Genomic DNA, 24,846 nt, shown 5'->3' with positions numbered 1-24,846 from the left:
AATTAGGCAGATCAGGTGAAGCCGCCGATGGACGGAAGTGAACGGCGAGTGAACCCCTGCCGAAAGTGCGGTGAGGTCACGGAACGCTCACGGGAAGAGCACGCGAGGATCCCGATCCCGCGGCCCCGGCCCGCGCACCCCACAGAACCCAGGCGTTCCACACGGCCTCACCACTCCCCGACTCTGTGACTCTCCGAACGCATTCAACTACAGAGAGAAGCCATCCCCCATCCGGGGCCGCCCTACGCCCACTCGCGGCCCCCGGCCCGGTCACGGTCCCGACGCGCGACGGCCCGAAAGCCGCGGGAGACCCTCACGGAGCCCTCACACCGATGCTCCGGGACCCCGGCGGAACCCGCCGGGGACGGCGGCCGCAGAATCGTGGTCCGAAGGGCCACGGCCCGCGAGGACCGGAAAAGGCAGGGAGACACGGGAGACAGGGTGGATTCCGGGAACCCCGTCACCACCCACCCCGTCTCGTTCCACGACCCACCAAGCGGCGCACCGGGAGACGCACATGGAACGACGCATGTTCATAGGCGGCGGCGCGGCCGCGCTCACCACGCTGACGGCCTCCGCCTGCACCGGCACGGACCCCGCCCCCGGCCGCGCCACGGACACCTCCCTGCGCACGACCACCACCACCGGCACGGGCATCGTCTCCAGGACCTCCGCCGCCGACTGGTCCGCCCTCGCCCGCGACCTCGACGGCCCCCTCTACCGCCCCGGCGACAAGGCATGGTCCACGGCCCGGCAGCTCTACAACACCCGCTTCGACACCCTGAAGCCCACCGCCGTCGCCTACGTCGCCCACGCCGACGACATCCGTACGACCCTCGCCTACGCCCGGGCCCACGACATCAAGGTGTCGATACGCAACGGAGGCCACTCCTACGCGGGCTGGTCCTCCGGCAACGGACGCCTCGTCGTCGACGTCTCCAAGCTGAACAAGGTCCGCGCCTCCGGGGGCGAGGCCGTGGTGGGCGCAGGCTCCAAGCTGATCGACGTCTACCGCGCCCTGGCCGCGAAGGGGGTGACCATCCCCGCCGGCTCCTGCCCGACGGTCGGCGTCTCCGGCCTGACCCTCGGCGGCGGCCACGGCGTGACCTCCCGCGCCTACGGCCTGACCTGCGACAGCCTCACCCAGGCCACGCTGATCACGGCCGACGGCAAGCAGCTGACCGCGAACGCCACCACCAACAAGGACCTCTTCTGGGCCCTGCGCGGCGCGGGCAACGGCAACTTCGGCGTGGTCACCGAGCTCCGCTTCAAGACCCACCCCGCCCCCCAGGGCGTCACCGCGTACCTCACCTGGCCCTGGTCCAAGGCCGCCGCCGTGGTGCGGGCCTGGCAGGAGTGGGGCCCGACGCAGCCCGACGAGATCTGGTCCTCCTGCCACCTGGAGAACGGAGGCAGCCCGTCCGTCGCGGTCGCCGCCTTCTCCCTCGGCACCTACGGCGACCTGGAGAACGCCCTCGACCGGCTGGCCGACCGCGTCGGCACCCCGGCCCGCAGCGTCTCCCTGAGGCGCCGCTCGTACGAGGACGCCATGGAGGGGTACGCGGGCTGCGGCTCCTTCTCGGCCGACGCCAAGTGCCACCTGCCCGGCTCCACCCCCGGCCGCTCCCCGCAGGGCGCGCTGGGCCGCGAGACGTACGCGGCACGCTCGGACTTCTTCGACCGCTCGATCTCCTCGGCGGGCGTCCAGACCCTGCTGACCCAGATCACCGGCGTGAAGGGCGGAGCCGGCAGCATCGCCCTGACCGCGCTGGGCGGCCAGGTCAACCGCGTCTCGCCCACGGCCACGGCCTTCGTCCACCGCCGCTCCCGGATGCTGGCCCAGTACCTCGCCTCCTGGAAGTCCGGCACCTCCGGCGCGACGGCCCAGTCCTGGCTCGACAAGGCCCACAAGTCCATGGCCCGCCACGCCTCCGGCGCCGCGTACCAGAACTACACGGACCCCACCCTCACGGACTGGAAGAAGGCGTACTACGGGGACGCGGTCCCCCGGCTGACCACCCTGAAGAAGAAGTACGACCCGAACCGCTTCTTCACCTTCCCGCAGGCCCTGTAGGGCCCGGGAGGGTCCCGTCAGGGGCGCGGGGAACTGCGCGAGAAGCCCCCACCGGGCCGCACCCGCCGAACAAGCGCCCCCCGAGCGGTTGGAGCGCTCAGGGGGGTCGAAGGGGCGTCAGCCCCTTGGGGATGGGACGGGTAGGGGCGGCGGGGGCGAAGAACATCCCGGGCGCACCCGAGCCACACACGGAACCCGCACGCCGCCCTCAGGCAGCCAGGTCCCGCTCCTCCGCATCCGCGGAAGCCCCACCCACCCGGGCCCCGGGAATCACCGCACGCCGCCCGTCCCGCCCCCGGGCCCGCACGATCCATCCCACCCGGGGCGACCGCTCCACGGCCTTCATCAACGGCGTGAGCAGAGCCATCGCGAGCGGCGAGAGCAGCAGCACGACCGCGGTCCCCAGCGCGAACCCGCCGATCACGTCGGTCGGGTAGTGCACGCCCATGTACACGCGGATGAACCCGCCCAGCAGACCGATCACCAGCCCGACCATGCCGAACTTCCGGTTGGCGACGAACAGCCCCACCGCCATCGCCATGATCAGCGTCGCGTGATCGCTCACGAAGGAGTAGTCGGTCTTGCCGGAGACCAGCACCTCCAGCCCCTCGTGGTCGAGGAAGGGCCGGGGCCGCTCCACGAACCCGCGTATCGGCACGTTCACCAGCACGGCGACCCCGGCGGCGAGCGGCGCCCACATCAACGCGGCCACGGACGCGGCGGCATCCTCCCCGCCCCGCTTCCGCACACCCCACCAGCACCACAGGATCAGCAGCACCATCGCGAAGAGCAGCCCGTACTCGCCGACGAACTCCATCACCCGGTCGAGCCAGGTCGGCGCGTCCTTGGCGAGGCCGTTGATCTCGTAGAGCAGCTCGACGTCGGGATTCGATCCGGATTCAGCGGCAATTGCGGCATGCGCGGCGAGTCCAGCCATCGTGCTGCGGCCCTTTCGTCATCGTTCTCGCGACCGCACCCTTACGTGCGCCGCGCTCTGCCACCCCCGTGGTACGTAGTGCTTCCGCATGAGCGTCAACGGGCTACGTCAATCAGGAACGCACACTCCCCTTCAATGCGTTCCACCCTCCACCGAATGATCACGCAGACGTTATCGAAGAGAGACACGTCTCTGCAGCTCAGGGCAGGGGTTCACAGACAATTACGGCTCTGTCAGACCGTTGTGGGCAATGCTTTCGCGCCATCTTCGGTAACCCGGGTGGCACCGAAGTAGTCGGGGGTGTCAATCGGGTCGAAACGGATGACGGCTCCCGTGCGCGGAGCGTCGATCATATATCCGCCCCCGACATAGATACCGACATGCCGAATGGCGCGGGAGTTGGTGAGGTCGTCGGAGAAGAACACCAGATCCCCGGGCAGCAGCTCGTCCCTCGACGGATGCGGCCCTGCGTTGTACTGATCGTTCGCGACCCGCGGCAGCGTGATCCCCACGGTCTCGTACGCCGCCTGCGTCAGCCCCGAGCAGTCGAAGCGTCCGCCCTGCTCAGCGGTACCGGTGCCACCCCACAGATACGGCGTCCCCAGCTTCTTCTGCGCGTACGCGATGGCCCCGGCCGCCTGCTCGCTGGGATCGACCCGGGTCGTGGGCGCGGCGAAACTCTCCGACAGCGTGGTGATCGTCTTGACGTAGTTCTGCGTCTCCTTGTACGGCGGGACGCCCCCGTACTTGATGACGGCGTACGCCCCCGCGTTGTAGGAAGCGAGCATGTTCGCCGTCGGATCACCGGGCACGTCCTTCACGTACTTCGCGAGGGAGCAGTCGTACGAGGCGGCCGACGGAATCGCGTCATTCGGGTCCCAGACGTCACGATCCCCGTCCCCGTCCCCGTCGACCCCGTGCGCGGCCCAGGTCCCCGGGATGAACTGAGCGATCCCCTGCGCGGCGGCGGGGCTCTGCGCCTTCGGGTTGAACCCGCTCTCCTGGTACAGCTGTGCGGCCAGCAACGCCGGATTGATGGCGTCGCACAGATTGCCCCACTTCTGCACGAGGGTCTGGTAAGCGGCGGGCACGGCCCCCTTGGCCAGCGAGACGGACTTCCCGCCGATGCCGCCCGCGAGGTTCCCGGCGACCATGTAGACGCCCACGACCAGCAGCATCACGAAGCTGAGGCCGACGCTGCAGGCAGCGATCGCCACGATCCATGCCTTACGCACCGTCAACCGCCCCTCACCGCGCGCCAGTCCGCCGTCAGCAAGTGTAGAGGCGGCCACCCGCCGAGGGAATGATCACCAACGTCGTCACGGCGCAGACGACGGCGCAGGAGACGTGGAGGACCACAGGCGGCCGGCGCTCGGGCCGGCCGACGGCGGTGTCGGTCGGGCGTGCCACGATCTCGCCATGAAGGTCCACGTTTCGCTCCCTGCGCAACCGCACACCTCGACGGTGTACGTCGACTGGGTCAGAGCGCACGACCCCGCCGGCGAGCCCGTGGCACTCGACGCGCTGGCGGCGGTGCGGGCGCGGATCCCGGTGGCGTACGAGAAGCCGGGCCGTTTCCTGACCGGCATGGAGCAGTGGGCCAGGCGGCTGCCTCCGGCGCATCTGCCGTGGTTCTGGGACATGGTGGGCCATCGGCTGACCGGCTGGAGCGCCCGGTACGCGGGCAAGGCGTTCGCGCTGGCGCGCACGGCGGAGCGCGAGCACGGGCTGCCGGTGGACGAGGAGTGGTACCGGGCGAACGTCCTGCTCCTCGCCGGGTTCGGTGCCCTGCCGGTCACGGAGTTGACCGGCCATCAGCGGCGGCTGGCCGCGGTGCTCGGCGCGGACGAGGCGCACGCGGAGTACACACGGGTGCTCACGGCGTGGGCGGCGTCGCCGGGCGAGCTGCCGGCGACGCTGGCCGGGCGGGTCCGGGCGTCCGCGAAGGCGGCGGGGCTCGGCAGGGACGAGGACGCGCGGGTCCTCGCCGCGGTGGTCGGCGCGGCGAGGGAGAAGGCCGTACCGGACGCGCTGCTGGACGCGCTCGCCGTCCTGCTGGCGGAGTTCCCGCAGGACGACGAGGTGTACGCCGCGCTGGTGGACGTCTTCCCGGACTCGCGCGGCGACGCGGCGTCCTGGCTGCGGGTGCTGCTGCGCTCGGGCGCGGCACGGGCCGTGGTGGCCGGGCGGGTGACGCCGGAGGGCGGGGTCGCCGGCTGGCTGGGGCGGTACGCGCGGATGTACAAGCACGCGCGGGTGGCGGGCGGCGGTGTGACGTCACAGCAGGCGCCACCCGAACTGTTCGAACTGGTGGCCCTGTTCGCGCCCCGGCTCCGCGCGGCGGGGACGCCCGTCAGGCTGCACGAGGACCGCTACGGGCATCCGGAGCTGGACGCCGACCTGCTGGACGCCTGTCTCGCGGAGGGCACAGCGGTCGAGGACCCGGGTGACGCGATCCGGCTGCACTTCTGGGGCGGCCGGTCGCGGAGCGACCTGTCCGCCCTCGCGGCCGACCCGGTGTTCGGGCCCCGGCTGGAGGGCACGGTCCACGCCGGGCTGCGCGGCGGCGGCACGGCCATCACCCGCCTGCCGGAGAACGCGGCCATCGCGGCCGAGGTGCGCACCAGGATCGAGAAGCTGATCGACGAGCTGCGGCACGGCGGCATCGCGGCGGCCGACGAGGCGGTGGACGAACTGACCGGCCTCCTCGACCGCCCGACGGCCACCGCCCTGGACGGCGTCGAGGAGGCCCTGGCCACCCTGGACCTGACCGGTCCCCTGTCCCGCGCGCTGACCGCGGGCCTGCCGGAGGAACTGGGCTGGCCGGCCCTGGAGAAGGCCCTGACCGAACTCGCCGCCGACCCGACGGCCGACGAGGCCGGGTCCGCTGCCGGGTCCGGCGGAGTCGGGAGCACCGGGACGAACGGGGACGGGGCCGCCGACCGGAACGGCTTCGCCGGGAAAACCGTCCGCAACGGCCACGGCGAGGCCGCCGACCGGAACGGACGGGCGGAGGAGGCCGGCCGGAACCGCCGGACCGACCACCTCGTCCGGGGTGTGACCGCCACCTGGCCCGTGCTGACCGTCTACGGCGACGACCGGGCCGTGGCCGTGGACCACACGGGCCGGCGCGGCGCATGCGCCTTCACCCTCCCCGAGGGCACGACGAGCCACAGCGTGCACTACGCGGGCGGCCGCTTCCTGGTGAGCTGGACGGCCGAGAAGCGGGCCGGCTTCGGCAGTCACGCCTGCTGGGCCGACCGGCCCGAGGAGGTGTTCGAACCGGAGCAGCGCCTCGGGCTGCGCCCGTACGCCGGGCTCATCGACGGCGGCTTCGGCTTCCAGTTCGCCAGCCCCGACGGCGGCCGGCACGACGGCGACCGCGTGCTCCGGCCGGGCGACCGGTCCGGCATCGGCAGCCGTGAACTGCAGATGAGCGACGGCGAGCGGGTCTGGAGCGCCGACGTCTTCCGCGGCGACTGGCAGCGCGTCGACCCGTCGACGGGCGCCCGCACCGGCGACCCCGAGCTGCCCGGCTTCCACCGCGAGGTGGAAGTACCGCCCGGCCGGGCGGTGTTCGCGGACGCGCTCACCCTGGCCGCCCTGCCCGAGGACGCACCGCCGTCCCCGCTGGGCCAGGACGGACGCCTGACCGGCTGCCACGTCCAGTACCGCACGCCGTACGCGGGCCCCTCCCCGACCGACTTCCTGCTGCGGACCGTCGACGGCCGCGAGGGACGGTTCGTCAGCACCCGCCCCGGACTGCACCCCTGGGGCATCCTCCGGGCGCCCGGAGGCGGCGAGGACGCCGTCCTGGTCGAACCGCGGCACGTGCGCGTGCACGCCACCGCCGACGGCTCCCTGCTCTGGGAGTCCCACGGCTTCCCCGCCACCGAACGCCACCGGGGCCGCACCCCCTCACCCCACAGCGTCGGCCCCCTGCCCCCGCCCGCGTACTGGCACTTCCTCACCCCGCGCGACGACGCCTCCTCCAAGGCGCTCCGCGCGGTGCGCGACACCGACGCCCGCGCCCTGCTCGGCGCGGCGACCCTCGGGACACCGGGTGCGCCCACCGGCGCGGCCGAGGGAACCGGGGCCGCGGAGGCGGCCGTACGCGCCGTCCTGGGCCGGCTCCTGCCCGAGGTGACCGAACCGAGGATCGTGGACGGCGTGGTGCGGGTGACGCTGCTCGCCGCCGATGCGCTCCGGCGGCGCGCGACACTGTCCCGGCGCGTGCGCATCATGCGGTCGGGGCCGGTGGTGACCCTGCCGGCCGAGATCCCGGACACCGCCCTGTCCCCGGCCCTCCACGGCCTCCTCCCCGAACTCCGCGCCCACGACGCCCCGGTGCCCGGCCTCCGGCCCGCGACACTCACCTCGATCGCGGCGGACGGCCGGTATCTGCGGGGCGAGATCGACGACGAGACACGACGGCTGGCCCTGCCGGCCGAGCCACTGGACTGGCCCGCTCTGCTCGGCCGCATCGACGCGGTGGCCTGGCGTACCGCGGTGGAGACCACCTCCGCCGAGGAACGGACCTCCCTGGCCGCGCTGTTGCGCACCTGGAGCGGCCAGCCGTTCGCCGAACGGGGAGGCAGCTGGCGCACCGGCCGCGCACCGCTGCCGGCGCTCTCCGCGTCCCGCTCCGCCGGGGACCCGATCACCTCGGCCGGCGAACGCGGCGGCACCGCCCGCTTCGTCCAGCGGGCGGCGGCCCCGGCTCCGTCACCCGGCCCCGCCGACCCCGTGGCCTCCTCCCCCGCCGAGGGGGGCGACGGCCACGCCACGGTGACCGTCGAGCGGGACGACACCGCCCGGCTGTCCGAGCTGCTGGACCTGGTGGAGCGACGGGGCCCGCTGCCCCTGCCCGCGCGGGCCGTCGAGGTCTTCTCCCGGCGCACGGGGGCACGCGGCCCGATCGCCCTCCTGGTCCTGGCCGGTCTGCCCCGGCGCAAGGGGTCCGACGACGACACGAAGCTGCTGCGCTCGAAGCCGTACGGCGCCAACAGGCAGGTCATCGAGGAGTACCGCGCCCTGTGGCACCGCCTCGGCCCGGCCGGCCGCCGCGCGGTCCTCGCCGCGGGTGTACCGGACACCCCGGCCGACCTGTGGGAGGACGGCGGCACGGTCGCGGCCGCGGAGCGCATGGCCGAGGCGTGGACCGCCCTGCTCGGCGCCACCCCGTACGTCGACGACGCCCTGGCCGACGCCGTGGAAACGGACCTGGGCCTCCCCGCCACCTGGGCGCACAGCCTCACCACCGGGCAGGTGCCCGCCGACCGGACCGCCTTCGGCGCACCGGGATTCGTCCTGGCCGGCAGTACCGGCGGCGGCCTCCAGCTGCACCGGGCGGAACCCGACGGCACGGCGGGCGCCCGCGTGGGCGGCTACGCGCTGCCGGACCGGGAACTCCTGGCCGTCGTGGCCTGGGCCCTCACCGAGCGCCCGGTCGGCGACCCCTCGGCGGGGCCCGCGGTCCGGCTGTTCGGCAGACTGCGGGCCCTGCTGGACACCCCCGGCACCCTCGTCCACCTGGGCCGCCACCCGTCGCTCGCCGCGACCGCGCCCGGCACCCCCGGCTTCGCGCCCCACACCGGCCCGGTACTGCCCTGCCCCCAGCCCCTGAGGGCGAACGCCACCGCACCGACCGCCGTGTACGACGACGGCCTCCTCGTGGTCTCCGCCCCCCACGGCGACGTCTTCCTGCACACCTCCGCCCTCGCCGGTCCGGCCGCCACGGCAGCGCTGGAGCGGACGGAGCGCCTGTGCGGCGACCTGGCCCTGTCCCGCCTCCTGGGCGAGGTCCACGCGCTCCAGGAGCTGCGCACGGGCGGGCTCGCCCGGATGACCGAGCGCGTCTCCACGACCCCGGTACCCCCGGGCGGCTACGAGCTGAACCCGGCCCTGAGCGTCCCGGGCCTGGTCACCGAGGCCGCGGGCACCCTGGGCGTCGGCCCCGAGGCCGCGACGCTGTACCTCCAGCTCCTGACCCTGGCCCGCCCCACCGACCAGAACATCCGCCGCTGGAACGACTGGACTCCCGCCCGCCACCGGGCCGCGGAGACGGAACTGCTGACCACGGGCGCGGTGGAACGGGCCAAGCGCCCCCGAGCTGGGCGCACCCTGTTCGTACCGGGCCCCTGGACCGACCTCAAGTCCCCCCACCTCCCCCTGGAAACCGCCAAACTGCCCCACCACAGAGCCGAAGCCCTAACCCCGACCGACCTCCGCGGCCCGTTCCCCCGCCTCCTGTGCCCGGTGCCCCCGCACGAACTGTTCACGAGGACGTGGACGACGGCACGGTGACCGGCTTCTCGTCGTCCTCCCGCCGCCGGGACAACGCCGCACACCCGCAGCGGTGTTGACATCGGCCCCGCCGGATCATCCGACCCCCACACACGACCCTTACGTCCACATCAGGCACACTCGGACTCCGGAGAACACCGGAGCGACCGCACACTCCCGACACCCCGTCAGAAGCGGGGCCGGGCAAGCACTCAGACGGCACGAAAGAGGAATAACGACGGAACCACACCACAGGTTCCGTTTCCTCCTCGTTGCCCGGCGTGACCTGCCGTGATACACAGAGTGACGATACGACCCTTCGTTTACCGTTCCGCGCCCCCCGTTAGGGGCCAGCACGGGCCGGCGGCAAGGGATCCGTACGAAAACCGCCAATCAATGACGCCAAGTCGACATACCTCGGCGTGATTGTCGGCGAGAATGGGCTCGACCTCTGCGCACCCGCGTGGAGGCGTGCGGAGCGGACGCCCCGGCGGACGCGCCGCACAGCCATCGAAGACAACAGAACGACCCACTAGGGGCGGTGACTTACATGTTCGTTGCGGCCGACAAGGGCGACATCACCACCATCATCGGCGGAATCGCCCCGGACTGGGGGCCTTTCGGCAGCCTGGGCAACGAGGCACGCGTGATGATCGAGGTCGTGATGGCGGTCGCCATCCTCCTGTGCCTCGGCATCGCGATCTGGGGCGCGGCCAAACAGCGCATCGGCGCGACCGCCCTGCGCGACACCTTCAGCGCCGAACAGGGCAAGGGCCTCATCATCGCCGGCCTCACCGGCGTCTTCATCATCGGCTCCCTGGGCACGCTCTTCACCATCGTGTACGGCATGGCCGTGTAGCGCGGCGGCCCGCCCACGTCCCGGCCGGGCCGCCGCCTCCGCCCGGTTCCCCCCTCCCACCCCACCCGTCCGTCGTGCCCACCGGCTGAGGTTGCGTTTCCCTGATGTCGAGTCTCCACACCGCGCCCGCGCGGGAACCAGCGCGGCTACCGTCGTACTGCTACGCCTTTCGGTACGACGTCGAAGTTGAAGGGGCGACTGCGGCATGAGTCTCGGCGACGAGCAGGGGTACGGCGACTCCTCACGCTCCGGTGACGACGCGTACGGGGGATACGCCGGCACCGGCCAGACCCGAACCCGCCTCCCCGAAGGCGGCGGCGCCCCCTACGGCGGCGCCCCCCGCCGCCCCCGCTCCTCCTCCAGAAGCCTCGTCACCGTCGTCGGCGTCGTCGTCCTCCTCATCGCCGCGATCGCCTTCGCGAACCGGGGCGGCGACGGCGACACCACGGACGGCGCCGACGGAGACCCGACGAAAACGGCCCCGACGGCGGCTTCGGGGGAACGACCGGTCACCACCAAAACCGGCGGCATCCCTTCCGGCTTCGCCCACGATCAGCAGGGCGCCGAATCGGCGGCCGCCAACTACTCCGTGGTGCTGGTCTCGGCCGACATCCTGAAGCCGTCCCGGCGAAGCGCGATCGTGCGGCAGGTCTTCGTGGCCGAGAAGGTCGACGATCTGGAGTCCAGCCTCAACAAGGCCTACGACGGGAACTTCCTGGCAGATGTCGGCCTGGACGAGAACGGCAACGCCCCGTCCGGCAGCACCTACGTCTCACGGACCATGCCGGTCGGCACCAAGGCCACGAGCTACTCGAACAGCACCGCGACCATTGAGGTGTGGTGCACCGGAGTCTTCGGCATGGCCTCGGAAGACACCACCAGCCCGGTGACCAGCGACTGGTTCACCATGACCCTGAAGCTTCGCTGGGCCGACTCCGACTGGAAGGTCGAGAGTTTCGCGCAGAAGGACGGCCCGGCGCCGGTCAACGGTGACAACAAGGTCTCGACGGCTGACGAAATCTCAAAGGCCGTCGAGGAGTACGGAGGGTTCAGTTATGCCCGGTAGGTCACACCACGTACTCAAGTCCGCCGCAGTTCTCACTGCCGTACAGACTGCGGTCGTTCTGCTGGCCACTCGCGCGGCCGCCGCGCCCACACCCTCGCCGTCTCCCTCGGCCTCGGACGACCGCTGCGACCTCATCGTCGGCCCCGCCAAGGACTACTGCGAACGCGGAGCCGGCGACAGAGGCAACACCCGCACCCTCCCCAACGACGTAGCCACCACCCTCGACCCCCTCTCCTCCCTGGCCCAAGGCTGCGCAGACGCCGCCTCCTGGACCATCGACAAACTCTCCTCCGCGGTCAACGACACCGCGAACGTCGACTTCACGAACCCCAAGTTCCTGCAGCAGTACGCCGTCGTGTTCGCGGCGTCGACGATCCTCACCCTCGTCCTGTGGCTGCTCGCGGTCGCGAAGCGGGCCGTGCGGGGCGTCCCGCTCACCACGGCCCTCTCGGAAGCCGTCGGCTTCCTCTGGCTGACCGTCCTCGCCTCCGCCTTCACCCCCCTGATCCTCTACACCGTCGTCTCGGCGACCGACGGCGTCACCGACGTCCTCGCCAAGGCCACCGGCGACCAGACGGACACCTTCTTCGGCACCTTCTCCGGCGCCCTGAAGAAGGGCGAGGACATCGGCGGCGGCCCGATCATGCTGATCGTCGTCTCCCTCGTCTCCATCCTCGCCGCCGGCGTCCTCTGGCTGGAGCTGGTCATCCGCGCCGCCCTGCTGTACGTCGGCGCACTCCTCGGCACGGTCGTCTACGCCGGCCTGGTCGACAAGAACCTGTGGGGCCACGTCCGCCGCTGGGCGGGCATCATGATCGCGGTCATCCTCATCAAACCCGTGATCGTGATCGTCCTGGGCCTCGCGGGAGCACTCTCCGCGGACGACGGCCCCAACGCCTTCTCCGCCGTCGTCTCCGGCCTCGCCATCATCCTCCTCGCCATCTTCGCCTCGGCGATGATCTACCGCTTCGTCCCCGGCTTCGGCGACGAGATCGCCGGCTCCCGCAACAACCGCATCATGCGCGGCGCCGAAGGCAAGGCCGCCGCCGTCATCAGCTCCCCGGCCAGCCTCGTCGCCCAGGGCATCAAGACCCACAGCTCCCGGGCCGACAACAACGGCGGCGGGAACACCACCCCCCGCCAGGCCAACCCCGCATCCGGCGGCGTGGCCGCCCACAGCTCGCGCCCCGCGAACGGAGGCGGCGGAACTGTCCCCTCCGCCGCACCCCCGCCCCGCACGAGCCCGGTCAACACCCCCCACGCCGGCAACACCCGCAACAGCAACCGCACGGGAGGTGAAGGGCGTTGACGACCGAGTCCCACCATCTGTCCCATCCGGTCACGCCCCGCCGTACATATCTGATCGGCCGCGCCCGGCCGAACGCGATCATCGGCCGGAACCGCGAGTCCGGCGAGATCGCGCTCATCATCGTGGGCGCGTTCCTCGGCATGATGTGCGGCCTCCTCGTCCCCGTTCTCGTCCCCCGCATCGCCCTGCTCACCGGGTTCCCGATGCTCGCGCTCGCCGCGGTCTACGTGCCGTACAAGCGCCGGACGTTCTACAAGTGGTTCGAGATCAACCGCAGTTACAAGCGCAGCCTGCGCCGCGGCACCACGTACCGCTCCGCCAACATGGAGGCCGGCACCCGCCTCGACGGCCGTGAGGTCGAGGTGGGCCCCCCGCCGGGCATCGGCCGCATCACCTGGCTGGCCGCGCCCTTCGGCCCCGACGAGATCGCCGTCCTCCTGCACGCCGACCGCCGGACCGTCACCGCCGCCATCGAGATCGAGGGCCCCGGCGTGGGCCTGCGCGACTCCGAGGACCAGGAAGCCCTCGTCGACCGCTTCGGCACCCTCCTCAAGCACGTGGCCAACGGCGACGGCTTCGTCACCCGCCTGCAGATGCTCGCGCGCACCCTCCCCGCCGACCCCGACGCCCACGCCAAGGACGTCGCGCAGCGCGGCGACGACCGTGCCCCGGGCTGGCTGCAGCAGTCGTACGACCAGCTCCAGTCCATGGTCTCCACCAGCAGCGAGCAGCACCGCGCGTACCTCGTCGCCTGCATGCACTACTCCCGCGAACTCGCCGCCGAGGGCCACGCCATGGCCCGCGCCGCCCGCCCCAAGGGCCGCAAGCTCGACAAGGACGCCGGTCTCGCCGTCGTCATGGCCCGCGAACTGACCGACATCTGCTCGCGCCTCCAGGAGGCCGACATCCGCGTACGGCAGCCGCTCGGCCAGGGCCGCCTCGCCTCCCTCATCCACTCCATGTACGACCCGGACCACCCCATCGACCACATCCAGGCCATGACCAAGCGCAACGCCTGGCCGGCCGAACTCGACGCGATGGAACCGGACTACCTCCAGGCCAAGACCCGCGAGTCGTCCACCCGCGCCCCCTGGTGCCACGCCACGGCCTGGGTCAAGGAGTGGCCGATGACCCCGGTCGGCGTCAACTTCCTGGCGCCCCTGCTGGTCCACACCCCGGACGTCATCCGCACGGTCGCCGTCACCATGGACCTCGAACCCACCGAGGTCGCCATCGAACGCATGCTCACGGAGAAGACGAACGACGAGGCGGAGGCGTCCCGCGCCGCCAAGATGAACCGCACCGTCGACCCCCGTGACGTGGCCTCCCACTCCCGCCTCGACCAGCGCGGCGAGGACCTCGCCAGCGGCGCGGCCGGCGTCAACCTCGTCGGCTGGATCACCGTCTCCTCCCGCTCCCCGGAGGCCCTGGCACGCGACAAGCGCACGATAAGGGCCTCGGCCGGCAAGTCGTACCTCAAGCTGGAGTGGTGCGACCGCGAACACCACCGGGCCTTCGTCAACACGCTCCCGTTCGCCACCGGAATCCGAAGGTAGGGCTGCCGCGATGCGGGATCACCCGAGGACCCCTGGAGCCCCACCGCACTTGGAGGTGAAGCACTGATGCGGGACCCGATGTCCGCCCTCACGGACGCCTTCACGTCCTTCCTCTTCGGCAAGGTCGAGACGACCCGCCTGCCCGTGCGCACCTCCACGGGCCAGGCCCAGGCCGTGTACCTCCCGACCGCCGCCCCCGGCCTCGGCGACTCCGGCGTGATCATCGGCCGCGAGGTCTACTCGGGGAAGGGCTACATCTACGACCCCTTCCAGCTCTACGGCCAGCAGCTCCCCGCCCCGCACTGGCTCGTCCTCGGCGAGTCCGGCAACGGCAAGTCGGCCCTGGAGAAGACGTACGTCCTGCGGCAGCTGCGGTTTCGCGACCGCCAGGTCGTCGTCCTCGACGCCCAGGGCGAGGACGGCGTCGGCGAATGGAACCTCATCGCGCAGGAGCTGGGGATAACCCCCATCCGCCTGGACCCGACGGCCGCCCTCGACATGGGCATCCGCCTCAACCCCCTCGACCCCTCGATCACCACGACGGGCCAGCTCGCGCTGCTCCGCACGATCATCGAGGTCGCGATGGGCCACGGCCTGGACGAACGCTCCGGCTTCGCCCTGAAGGTCGCGCACGCCTACGTCAACGAGACCATCGTCGAACGCCAGCCGGTCCTCACCGACATCGTCGAGCAGCTCCGCCACCCCGAGCCGGAGTCCGCCGAGGCGATGAACGTCGCCATAGACGACGTACGGGCCTGGGGACTGGACGTGGCGCTGGTCCTGGACCGCCTCGTCGACGGTGACCTGCGCGGCATGTTCGACGGCCCCACCACCGTGGGCATCGATCTCGACGCGCCCCTGATCGTCTTCGACCTGTCCCACATCGACCGCAACTCCATCGCCATGCCCATCCTGATGGCGATCGTCGGCGTGTGGCTGGAGCACACCTGGATCCGCCCCGACCGGAAGAAGCGCATCTTCCTGGTCGAGGAGGCCTGGCACATCATCAACAGCCCGTTCGTGGCCCAGCTCTTCCAGCGCCTGCTGAAGTTCGGCCGACGCCTCGGCCTGTCCTTCGTCGCGGTCGTCCACCACCTGTCGGACGTCGTCGACGGAGCGGCGGCCAAGGAGGCGTCCGCCATCCTCAAGATGGCCTCGACACGGACGATCTACGCCCAGAAGGCGGACGAGGCCAGAGCCACGGGCCGCGTCCTGGGCCTGCCCCGCTGGGCGGTGGAGATCATCCCCACCCTGACCCCCGGTATCGCCGTCTGGGACGTCAACGGCAACGTCCAGGTGGTCAAGCACCTGATCACCGAGACCGAACGTCCCCTCGTCTTCACCGACCGCGCGATGACCGAGTCCTCCGCCGACCATCTGGCGAACGAGGACGACGCCCTGCGCGCCGCCGAGCTGGAGGCGGAGGAAAGGGCGGCCGCGTTCGTCGAACACCGGCTGAGCGAGATCGACGGCTACGGCTCCTCCGAGTCGACGGTGGCCTGACCGGGACCACGGGTACGAACAGGGCGGTACGCGGGCCGGTACGGACATGCCGGTACGAGCGGAAACGGACAGGGCGGGCCAGGACAGGGTGACAGCGTGAACGGCGGCATGCGATGAGACCGGACGAGCGGCATCCCCGGCAGGGCGGGGGCGGCATCCCCGACGGGCTGCTGATCGCCCTCCTCGGCTTCCTGGTGGGCCTGACCGTCCTGATCTGGTCGGCCACCGGCCTGGCCGGCGTCTTCGCCCACGGTGCCTGGCCCGACGCCGTCACCTTCGGCCGCACCCCCCTCGCCGTACGCAACCTGGTCTCCGCCCCCCAGGACCTCGCCGCCGCCTGGCCGGACACCCCCGCCGACCAGCTCTCCGGCTACGGCCTCTTCTGGGGCCTCGTGATCAGCCAGCTCATGATCCTCCTCGTCCTGACCGTCTTCACCATGGGCACCCTGGCCCGCTGGAAGGCCGTACGGGCCCGGGAGAACGCCGCCCGGAGCCACCCACCGGCAGCCACGACGACAGCACCGCCCACCGCGTCCCCCGCCCACACCGAGCCCGCCACCGTGGAGAGCATCCCCCGCACCACCCCGGCGTCCGGCACCCAAGGGGCGTCGGCAGCCCCCCTCCCCCCACGCAGCGGCGGGCTCGCCCCGCCCGCGGGATTCCCCGCCACCCTCGCTCCACCGCTCCCCGAGCCACGGCACGGCACCCCCTCGACACCGCCCGCCCCACCGGCGGAGGCCGACGCACCGGCCGACCCGCACCCAGGCGGACCGGCCCGCCCGATCCCCTCGGTCCCTTTGATCCCCTCGGTTCCCCCGGTCGTCCTGGGACCCGCCGAGTCCCGCCGCCCCCTTGCCGTCCAGGCCGTACGGGAGGCCGAGGGCCCCGCCCTGGTGGTCACCTCCGACCCCACGGTCTGGTCGGAAACGAAGGACGCCCGCGCGAAGCTCGGCCCGGTCCTCCTCTACGACCCCGCGCACCGCTGCGACACCCCGGCCCGCCTGCACTGGTCCCCGGTCACCGGCTGCGAGGACAAGCCGACAGCGGTGGCCAGGGCAACCGCCCTGCTGGCCGCCATCCGCCCCAGCGCCAAGATCGACCAGGCCATGGCGGACACCGCCGAAACCCTCCTGCGCAGCTACCTCCACGCCGCCGCCATAAACAACCGCACGATTCGCCATCTGCACCGCTGGGCCCAGGGCGGCAACGTCCAGGAAGCGGTCCGGACCCTGCGCACGAACCCCAAGGCGGCCCCCGGCGCGGCGGGCGAACTGGAGTCGGCCCTCACCTCGCACCCCGAACGCCGCGACATCGCGCAGCAGTTGACGGCGCGGGCCCTCTCGGCCCTCTCCACGGTCAACATCAGGGAATCCTGCACCCCGAACCGCGCCGACTCCCTCGCCCTGGATTCCTTCGTACGCGAGGGGGGAACGCTCTATGTGGTCGGCGACCCCATCGAGGACCCCAAGGCGAACCCCTCCGCCATGCCCCTGCTGACGGCCCTCGCCTCAAGCGTGGTCGAGCGCGGCCGGCGCATGGCCGAACGGTCATCCTCCGGCCGCCTCGACCCACCACTCACGCTGGTCCTGGACGACGTGGCAGCCGTGGCCCCCCTCCCCCAGCTCCCCGCGCTCCTGACCGGGGGCGCCGGCCAGGGCCTCCCCACCCTGGCCCTCCTCCGCTCCCGCGAACAGGCCAGATCCCGCTGGCCGCACCAGGAACTCCCGCTGCCGTAGCGGCCGTGCACAGTCCCGGGGGACCGGTCACTCCGCCGACGGCTGCTCCTCCTCGGAGGGTACCGCGTACCCGGCGACGGACGGCCACCGCACGGTCAGCACCACCGACTCCTCCTCCGCGACCCAGGAGTGGTCCACCCCGCGCCCCCAGACGACGTAGTCGCCCTGGCGCTCCAGCACGACGCTACGGCCGGGGAAGTCGACCCGGAACCGACCGCTGATCAGGACCTGGAGGGCGGTACGTTCCTCACCCCGGACCCACTGCGCACGCGTGTCGCCCCGCGGATGGATCCCCCACTTGATCTCCACGGCCTCACTTCTCCGCGGATCCCCCTCCGCCTTGAAGTACCCGAGCAACCACCCGCGGTCCAGCGCCGCGTCCTTGCCCGCGTTGCCCACATACACGCTGTCGTCCATGCCGCCGAACGCTAACACCAGCCCGGCCCGGTCCCTCTACGCGGCCGTCAGCACGTACTCCAGCTCAAGCTCCAGCCCGGTATCCCCCTCGACCGTCACCCCACTGTCCACGAACCCGTTCCGTCGGTAGAACGCCGCTGCCCGCCCGTTCCCCGAGTGAACGAACAGCCGCACCCGGTCCACGCCGACGCCCCGGGCCCACTCCAGCGCGGCCGCGAACAGCTGCTCGCCCACGCCCCTGCCCCGGTACCCGTCCCGCAGGAACACGCCCACCAGATGCGTCTGGCGCCGCTCGACAGTCCCGCCGAAGAAGTCCCGCGTGCCGGCCTCTTCCACGAGCACGGTCACGGTCCCGACCCACCGGCCGTCCTCGCCCTCCGCCACGAACTGCTGACGCTCACGGGCCCCCTCCGCAGCGCCTTCGGTCCGCTCCTTCCAATAGGAGTCCGGCCTCGCCGAGGCGACCTCGTACGTCTCCAGGAACGCGAGATGCGCCACGGGATCCTGCAACGCCGCCAGACGCAGCTCTCGAACGTCCTGCCACTCATCACCCCGCACAGCCCTCACCAGCAGATTCATGCCGGCCACGGTAGTACCGGGGTGCCGCCGGGTTCATCTGGTTTCCGGACCGGAAAACACAGATGGACCGGAAACGCAGAAAGGCCCACACCATAAGGTGTGGGCCTTTCCCAATATTTGTTCGGCGGCGTCCTACTCTCCCACAGGGTCCCCCCTGCAGTACCATCGGCGCTGTAAGGCTTAGCTTCCGGGTTCGGAATGTAACCGGGCGTTTCCCTCACGCTATGACCACCGAAACACTATGAAACACTCAACCGCACCATCCCCCGTGACCAAACGGGAATGGGGTTGTTCGTGGTTTCAGAACCAACACAGTGGACGCGAGCAACTGAGGACAAGCCCTCGGCCTATTAGTACCAGTCAACTCCACCCATTACTGGGCTTCCATATCTGGCCTATCAACCCAGTCGTCTACTGGGAGCCTTACCCCATCAAGTGGGTGGGAATACTCATCTCGAAGCAGGCTTCCCGCTTAGATGCTTTCAGCGGTTATCCCTCCCGAACGTAGCCAACCAGCCATGCCCTTGGCAGAACAACTGGCACACCAGAGGTTCGTCCGTCCCGGTCCTCTCGTACTAGGGACAGCCCTTCTCAATATTCCTGCGCGCGCAGCGGATAGGGACCGAACTGTCTCACGACGTTCTAAACCCAGCTCGCGTACCGCTTTAATGGGCGAACAGCCCAACCCTTGGGACCGACTCCAGCCCCAGGATGCGACGAGCCGACATCGAGGTGCCAAACCATCCCGTCGATATGGACTCTTGGGGAAGATCAGCCTGTTATCCCCGGGGTACCTTTTATCCGTTGAGCGACGGCGCTTCCACAAGCCACCGCCGGATCACTAGTCCCGACTTTCGTCCCTGCTCGACCCGTCGGTCTCACAGTCAAGCTCCCTTGTGCACTTACACTCACCACCTGATTGCCAACCAGGCTGAGGGAACCTTTGGGCGCCTCCGTTACCCTTTGGGAGGCAACCGCCCCAGTTAAACTACCCATCAGACACTGTCCCTGATCCGGATCACGGACCCAGGTTAGACATCCAGCACGACCAGACTGGTATTTCAACGACGACTCCACCCGAACTGGCGTCCGAGCTTCACAGTCTCCCAGCTATCCTACACAAGCCGAACCGAACACCAATATCAAACTGTAGTAAAGGTCCCGGGGTCTTTCCGTCCTGCTGCGCGAAACGAGCATCTTTACTCGTAGTGCAATTTCACCGGGCCTATGGTTGAGACAGTCGAGAAGTCGTTACGCCATTCGTGCAGGTCGGAACTTACCCGACAAGGAATTTCGCTACCTTAGGATGGTTATAGTTACCACCGCCGTTTACTGGCGCTTAAGTTCTCAGCTTCGCCACCCCGAAGAGTGACTAACCGGTCCCCTTAACGTTCCAGCACCGGGCAGGCGTCAGTCCGTATACATCGCCTTACGGCTTCGCACGGACCTGTGTTTTTAGTAAACAGTCGCTTCTCGCTGGTCTCTGCGGCCACCCCCAGCTCAAGCAGCAAGTGCTATCACCGGTGATGGCCCCCCTTCTCCCGAAGTTACGGGGGCATTTTGCCGAGTTCCTTAACCATAGTTCACCCGAACGCCTCGGTATTCTCTACCTGACCACCTGAGTCGGTTTAGGGTACGGGCCGCCATGAAACTCGCTAGAGGCTTTTCTCGACAGCATAGGATCATCCACTTCACCACAATCGGCTCGGCATCAGGTCTCAGCCTTGTGTGATCCGGATTTACCTAGATCACGGCCTACACCCTTACCCCGGGACAACCACCGCCCGGGATGGACTACCTTCCTGCGTCACCCCATCACTCACCTACTGCAAGTCTGGTTCGTCGGCTCCACCACTCCCCTTTGCCCGAAGGCTCCGGGACGGCTTCACGGACTTAGCATCGCCTGGTTCGATGTTTGACGCTTCACAGCGGGTACCGGAATATCAACCGGTTATCCATCGACTACGCCTGTCGGCCTCGCCTTAGGTCCCGACTTACCCTGGGCAGATCAGCTTGACCCAGGAACCCTTGGTCAATCGGCGCAAACGTTTCTCACGTTTGTATCGCTACTCATGCCTGCATTCTCACTCGTGAACCGTCCACCACTGCCTTCCGGCGCGGCTTCACCCGGCACACGACGCTCCCCTACCCATCCCAGCAGGCGTTGGCCCTATACGCTGGAATGACACGACTTCGGCGGTACGCTTGAGCCCCGCTACATTGTCGGCGCGGAATCACTAGACCAGTGAGCTATTACGCACTCTTTCAAGGGTGGCTGCTTCTAAGCCAACCTCCTGGTTGTCTCTGCGACTCCACATCCTTTCCCACTTAGCGTACGCTTAGGGGCCTTAGTCGATGCTCTGGGCTGTTTCCCTCTCGACCATGGAGCTTATCCCCCACAGTCTCACTGCCGCGCTCTCACTTACCGGCATTCGGAGTTTGGCTAAGGTCAGTAACCCGGTAGGGCCCATCGCCTATCCAGTGCTCTACCTCCGGCAAGAAACACACGACGCTGCACCTAAATGCATTTCGGGGAGAACCAGCTATCACGGAGTTTGATTGGCCTTTCACCCCTAACCACAGGTCATCCCCCAGGTTTTCAACCCTGGTGGGTTCGGTCCTCCACGAAGTCTTACCTCCGCTTCAACCTGCCCATGGCTAGATCACTCCGCTTCGGGTCTTGAGCGTGCTACTGAAACGCCCTGTTCGGACTCGCTTTCGCTACGGCTACCCCACCCGGGTTAACCTCGCAACACACCGCAAACTCGCAGGCTCATTCTTCAAAAGGCACGCAGTCACGAGGCAAGCACAAGTGCTTGCCCGACGCTCCCACGGCTTGTAGGCACACGGTTTCAGGTACTATTTCACTCCGCTCCCGCGGTACTTTTCACCATTCCCTCACGGTACTATCCGCTATCGGTCACCAGGGAATATTTAGGCTTAGCGGGTGGTCCCGCCAGATTCACACGGGATTTCTCGGGCCCCGTGCTACTTGGGTGTCTCTCAAACGAGCCGCTGATGTTTCAGCTACGGGGGTCTTACCCTCTACGCCGGACCTTTCGCATGTCCTTCGCCTACATCAACGGTTTCTGACTCGTCTCACAGCCGGCAGACTGTGAAAGAGAGATCCCACAACCCCGTATACGCAACCCCTGCCGGGTCTCACACGCATACGGTTTGGCCTCATCCGGTTTCGCTCGCCACTACTCCCGGAATCACGGTTGTTTTCTCTTCCTGCGGGTACTGAGATGTTTCACTTCCCCGCGTTCCCTCCACTTGCCCTATGTGTTCAGGCAAGGGTGACAGCCCATGACGACTGCCGGGTTTCCCCATTCGGAAACCCCCGGATCAAAGCCTGGTTGACGACTCCCCGGGGACTATCGTGGCCTCCCACGTCCTTCATCGGTTCCTGGTGCCAAGGCATCCACCGTGCGCCCTTAAAAACTTGGCCACAGATGCTCGCGTCCACTGTGCAGTTCTCAAACAACGACCAACCACCCGTCACAACCCGCTTCACGCGAATTTTTACCGGGGTCGGCACTGAAGGCAGCCGTACGGCCATACCCTCAGACACCCAACAGCGTGCCCGACCGGTCTCTCGTCCGGAGATCATGCTTTCCACACCCACAAGGGGTAGTACTCACAGCCTCCGGCCCGACGAACCGGCCGAATAATCAACGTTCCACCCATGAGCAACCACCGTCGAACATTCGCCGACGTTGTGGCCCTGGCTGCCTTGCGGCAGCTAGATGCTCCTTAGAAAGGAGGTGATCCAGCCGCACCTTCCGGTACGGCTACCTTGTTACGACTTCGTCCCAATCGCCAGTCCCACCTTCGACAGCTCCCTCCCTTACGGGTTGGGCCACCGGCTTCGGGTGTTACCGACTTTCGTGACGTGACGGGCGGTGTGTACAAGGCCCGGGAACGTATTCACCGCAGCAATGCTGATCTGCGATTACTAGCAACTCCGACTTCATGGGGTCGAGTTGCAGACCCCAATCCGAACTGAGACAGGCTTTTTGAGATTCGCTCCGCCTCACGGCTTCGCAGCTCATTGTACCTGCCATTGTAGCACGTGTGCAGCCCAAGACATAAGGGGCATGATGACTTGACGTCGTCCCCACCTTCCTCCGAGTTGACCCCGGCAGTCTCCTGTGAGTCCCCATCACCCCGAAGGGCATGCTGGCAACACAGAACAAGGGTTGCGCTCGTTGCGGGACTTAACCCAACATCTCACGACACGAGCTGACGACAGCCATGCACCACCTGTACACCGACCACAAGGGGGCGACCATCTCTGGCCGTTTCCGGTGTATGTCAAGCCTTGGTAAGGTTCTTCGCGTTGCGTCGAATTAAGCCACATGCTCCGCTGCTTGTGCGGGCCCCCGTCAATTCCTTTGAGTTTTAGCCTTGCGGCCGTACTCCCCAGGCGGGGAACTTAATGCGTTAGCTGCGGCACCGACGACGTGGAATGTCGCCAACACCTAGTTCCCACCGTTTACGGCGTGGACTACCAGGGTATCTAATCCTGTTCGCTCCCCACGCTTTCGCTCCTCAGCGTCAGTAATGGCCCAGAGATCCGCCTTCGCCACCGGTGTTCCTCCTGATATCTGCGCATTTCACCGCTACACCAGGAATTCCGATCTCCCCTACCACACTCTAGTCTGCCCGTATCGAATGCAGACCCGGGGTTAAGCCCCGGGCTTTCACATCCGACGCGACAGACCGCCTACGAGCTCTTTACGCCCAATAATTCCGGACAACGCTCGCGCCCTACGTATTACCGCGGCTGCTGGCACGTAGTTAGCCGGCGCTTCTTCTGCAGGTACCGTCACTTTCGCTTCTTCCCTGCTGAAAGAGGTTTACAACCCGAAGGCCGTCATCCCTCACGCGGCGTCGCTGCATCAGGCTTTCGCCCATTGTGCAATATTCCCCACTGCTGCCTCCCGTAGGAGTCTGGGCCGTGTCTCAGTCCCAGTGTGGCCGGTCGCCCTCTCAGGCCGGCTACCCGTCGTCGCCTTGGTGAGCCGTTACCTCACCAACAAGCTGATAGGCCGCGGGCTCATCCTTCACCGCCGGAGCTTTCCACACTCATCGGATGCCCGAGAGTGTCGTATCCGGTATTAGACCCCGTTTCCAGGGCTTGTCCCAGAGTGAAGGGCAGATTGCCCACGTGTTACTCACCCGTTCGCCACTAATCCCCACCGAAGTGGTTCATCGTTCGACTTGCATGTGTTAAGCACGCCGCCAGCGTTCGTCCTGAGCCAGGATCAAACTCTCCGTGAATGTTTACCCGTAATCGGGTCGACACCACGAGAGCGGAACCACCGGAGGAATAGTCCGATGGTTCACAGCGTCCTCGCTGTGTTTTACTTCAAAGGAACCTCGTCCCAGCAGATGCTGGAGACGGGGTATCAACATATCTGGCGTTGATTTTTGGCACGCTGTTGAGTTCTCAAGGAACGGACGCTTCCTTTGTACTCACCCTCTCGGGCTTTCCTCCGGGCTTTTCCCTTCGGTCTTGCTGTCTTGCGTTTCCGACTCTATCAGACCGTTTCCGGTTCCGATTTCCTCGGCGCTTTCCAGGTTTCCGCTTTCGCGTTTCCCTTTCCGGCGAGTCCGACTCTACCAGATCCTTTCGGGCCTGATTCCCAGTCAGCGGGGTTTGTCTTCGCGGCTGTTGGGCCGTTCCGACGTTCCAAACCTTAGCGGATCTGCTCGGCAGTTCCCAATCGGGGCTGTCGAACCCAAATCGAATTGCATTCGGGCGCGCCGAATTCATCCCGACTGGGAGTCGCACTGGTTGGTTTGTGTGCCGCTCGAGGCGGCGGAGGTGCTGTCGCAGAACCGTTAAGGCTCCGTGGCAACCCGAAGAACTTTACGGATCGCGGGGTGGACTGTCAAGCCTCCCCCGGGTGACCGGCGACCAAACCTCGGGCCCTCTCGACCGTACCGCTCAGTCGAGGTCGGTGAGACGGCCGCCGGCGTCCGGCTGGGCGTGCTCGACGCGGCGGAGGAGCCGGGTCAGGACCTCGCCCAGCACGGTCCGCTCCACGGGCGAGAGGTCCTGGAGCAGATCCTCCTCGAAGACCGAGGCGAGGCGCATGACCTCCAGCCACTTCTCGCGGCCCTCGGAGGTGAGCTCGACGATGACGCGCACCCGGTTGCTCTCGTCGCGCTCCCGGGTCACCAGGCCCTCGGCGACCATGCGGTCGATGCGGTGGGTCATGGCGGCCGGAGTGAGGCCGAGCCGCTTGGCCAGCTCGCTCGGGCCCATCCGGTACGGGGCGCCGGAGAGGACGAGGGCCTTGAGGACCTCCCAGTCGGCGTTGCTGATGTCGAGCGCGGCGGTCTGGCGGCCGTAGGCGACGTTCATACGGCGGTTGAGGCGGGACAGCGCCGACACGATCTTCTCGACCTGGGGGTCGAGGCCCTGGAACTCGCGCTGGTAGGCGGCGATCTGCTCTTCGAGCGTCGGCTCGGCGCTGCCGGAGGTGTCGGGGGTGTCGCCCATGGGCGAAGTAT

The 24,846-nt window shown here is 68.6% G+C and carries 13 protein-coding genes and 3 rRNA genes; 8 read left to right on the top strand and 8 right to left on the bottom strand.

All coding sequences use genetic code 11. The features are described from left to right. Positions 1 to 517 precede the first annotated feature (517 nt). Positions 518 to 2,074 (top strand): FAD-binding oxidoreductase, encoded by a 1,557-nt coding sequence (locus SCAB_RS23525; RefSeq protein ID WP_037726140.1) that lies wholly within the window; start codon positions 518 to 520, stop codon positions 2,072 to 2,074. A gap of 208 nt (positions 2,075 to 2,282) precedes the next feature. Here SCAB_RS23525 and SCAB_RS23520 read toward each other — a convergent pair whose 3' ends face one another. Both SCAB_RS23520 and SCAB_RS23515 read right to left on the bottom strand, forming a co-directional pair. Next, entirely contained in the window at positions 2,283 to 3,011 is a 729-nt protein-coding gene (locus SCAB_RS23520; RefSeq protein ID WP_013002567.1) for a phosphatase PAP2 family protein, read from the bottom strand. Between the two features lie 233 nt (positions 3,012 to 3,244). After that, positions 3,245 to 4,189, bottom strand: coding sequence for a C40 family peptidase (locus SCAB_RS23515; RefSeq protein WP_374194946.1), 945 nt, complete (start codon positions 4,187 to 4,189; stop codon positions 3,245 to 3,247). A gap of 241 nt (positions 4,190 to 4,430) precedes the next feature. Here SCAB_RS23515 and SCAB_RS47975 point away from each other — a divergent pair, with 241 nt between their 5' ends. The 7 genes from SCAB_RS47975 (at position 4,431) to SCAB_RS23480 (ending at position 17,325) form a co-directional block, all read left to right on the top strand. Continuing rightward, a complete protein-coding gene (locus SCAB_RS47975) occupies positions 4,431 to 9,317 on the top strand; it encodes a hypothetical protein (protein WP_049875879.1) in 4,887 nt (1,628 codons plus the stop codon). 529 nt (positions 9,318 to 9,846) lie between these two features. Next, the gene (locus tag SCAB_RS23505; RefSeq protein WP_013002563.1) at positions 9,847 to 10,155 is read left to right on the top strand and encodes a hypothetical protein; all 309 of its coding nucleotides are present in this window, start codon (positions 9,847 to 9,849) and stop codon (positions 10,153 to 10,155) included. 205 nt (positions 10,156 to 10,360) lie between these two features. After that, positions 10,361 to 11,221 carry a hypothetical protein gene (locus SCAB_RS23500; RefSeq protein ID WP_013002562.1) on the top strand — a complete coding sequence of 287 codons (861 nt, stop codon included), beginning with the start codon at positions 10,361 to 10,363 and terminating at the stop codon, positions 11,219 to 11,221. Continuing rightward, positions 11,211 to 12,530, top strand: a complete 1,320-nt coding sequence (locus SCAB_RS23495; protein ID WP_013002561.1) for a hypothetical protein — start codon at positions 11,211 to 11,213, stop codon at positions 12,528 to 12,530. Before SCAB_RS23500 ends, SCAB_RS23495 begins: the two co-directional genes overlap by 11 nt. Continuing rightward, on the top strand, positions 12,527 to 14,086 hold the full coding sequence (locus SCAB_RS23490) for an SCO6880 family protein (RefSeq protein WP_013002560.1): 1,560 nt from the start codon (positions 12,527 to 12,529) through the stop codon (positions 14,084 to 14,086). Before SCAB_RS23495 ends, SCAB_RS23490 begins: the two co-directional genes overlap by 4 nt. A gap of 66 nt (positions 14,087 to 14,152) precedes the next feature. Next, positions 14,153 to 15,589 carry an ATP-binding protein gene (locus SCAB_RS23485; RefSeq protein WP_037726147.1) on the top strand — a complete coding sequence of 479 codons (1,437 nt, stop codon included), beginning with the start codon at positions 14,153 to 14,155 and terminating at the stop codon, positions 15,587 to 15,589. Between the two features lie 113 nt (positions 15,590 to 15,702). After that, on the top strand, positions 15,703 to 17,325 hold the full coding sequence (locus SCAB_RS23480; protein WP_013002558.1) for a type IV secretory system conjugative DNA transfer family protein: 1,623 nt from the start codon (positions 15,703 to 15,705) through the stop codon (positions 17,323 to 17,325). 27 nt (positions 17,326 to 17,352) lie between these two features. On the opposite strand, the gene SCAB_RS23475 is transcribed toward SCAB_RS23480, so the two are convergent. The 6 genes from SCAB_RS23475 to SCAB_RS23450 form a co-directional block, all read right to left on the bottom strand. Beyond that, positions 17,353 to 17,742, bottom strand: coding sequence for a cupin domain-containing protein (locus tag SCAB_RS23475; protein ID WP_013002557.1), 390 nt, complete (start codon positions 17,740 to 17,742; stop codon positions 17,353 to 17,355). Between the two features lie 36 nt (positions 17,743 to 17,778). Then, positions 17,779 to 18,321, bottom strand: a complete 543-nt coding sequence (locus tag SCAB_RS23470; protein ID WP_013002556.1) for a GNAT family N-acetyltransferase — start codon at positions 18,319 to 18,321, stop codon at positions 17,779 to 17,781. A 119-nt stretch (positions 18,322 to 18,440) separates the two neighbouring features. After that, positions 18,441 to 18,557 (bottom strand): 5S ribosomal RNA (rrf, locus tag SCAB_RS23465). Positions 18,558 to 18,651: 94 nt separating this feature from the next. Next, a 23S ribosomal RNA gene (locus SCAB_RS23460) occupies positions 18,652 to 21,772 on the bottom strand. A gap of 309 nt (positions 21,773 to 22,081) precedes the next feature. Beyond that, a 16S ribosomal RNA gene (locus SCAB_RS23455) occupies positions 22,082 to 23,607 on the bottom strand. Together the 16S, 23S and 5S rRNA genes form the textbook arrangement of a ribosomal RNA operon. Before the next feature lie 670 nt (positions 23,608 to 24,277). Then, the gene (locus SCAB_RS23450) at positions 24,278 to 24,835 is read right to left on the bottom strand and encodes a MarR family winged helix-turn-helix transcriptional regulator (protein WP_037725809.1); all 558 of its coding nucleotides are present in this window, start codon (positions 24,833 to 24,835) and stop codon (positions 24,278 to 24,280) included. Positions 24,836 to 24,846 lie beyond the last annotated feature (11 nt).

It is taken from the genome of Streptomyces scabiei 87.22, from assembly GCF_000091305.1.
GTDB classification, from domain to species: domain Bacteria; phylum Actinomycetota; class Actinomycetes; order Streptomycetales; family Streptomycetaceae; genus Streptomyces; species Streptomyces scabiei.
Note: the sequence above shows the minus strand (reverse complement) of the source record. Positions and strands in the feature narration are given on the sequence as shown.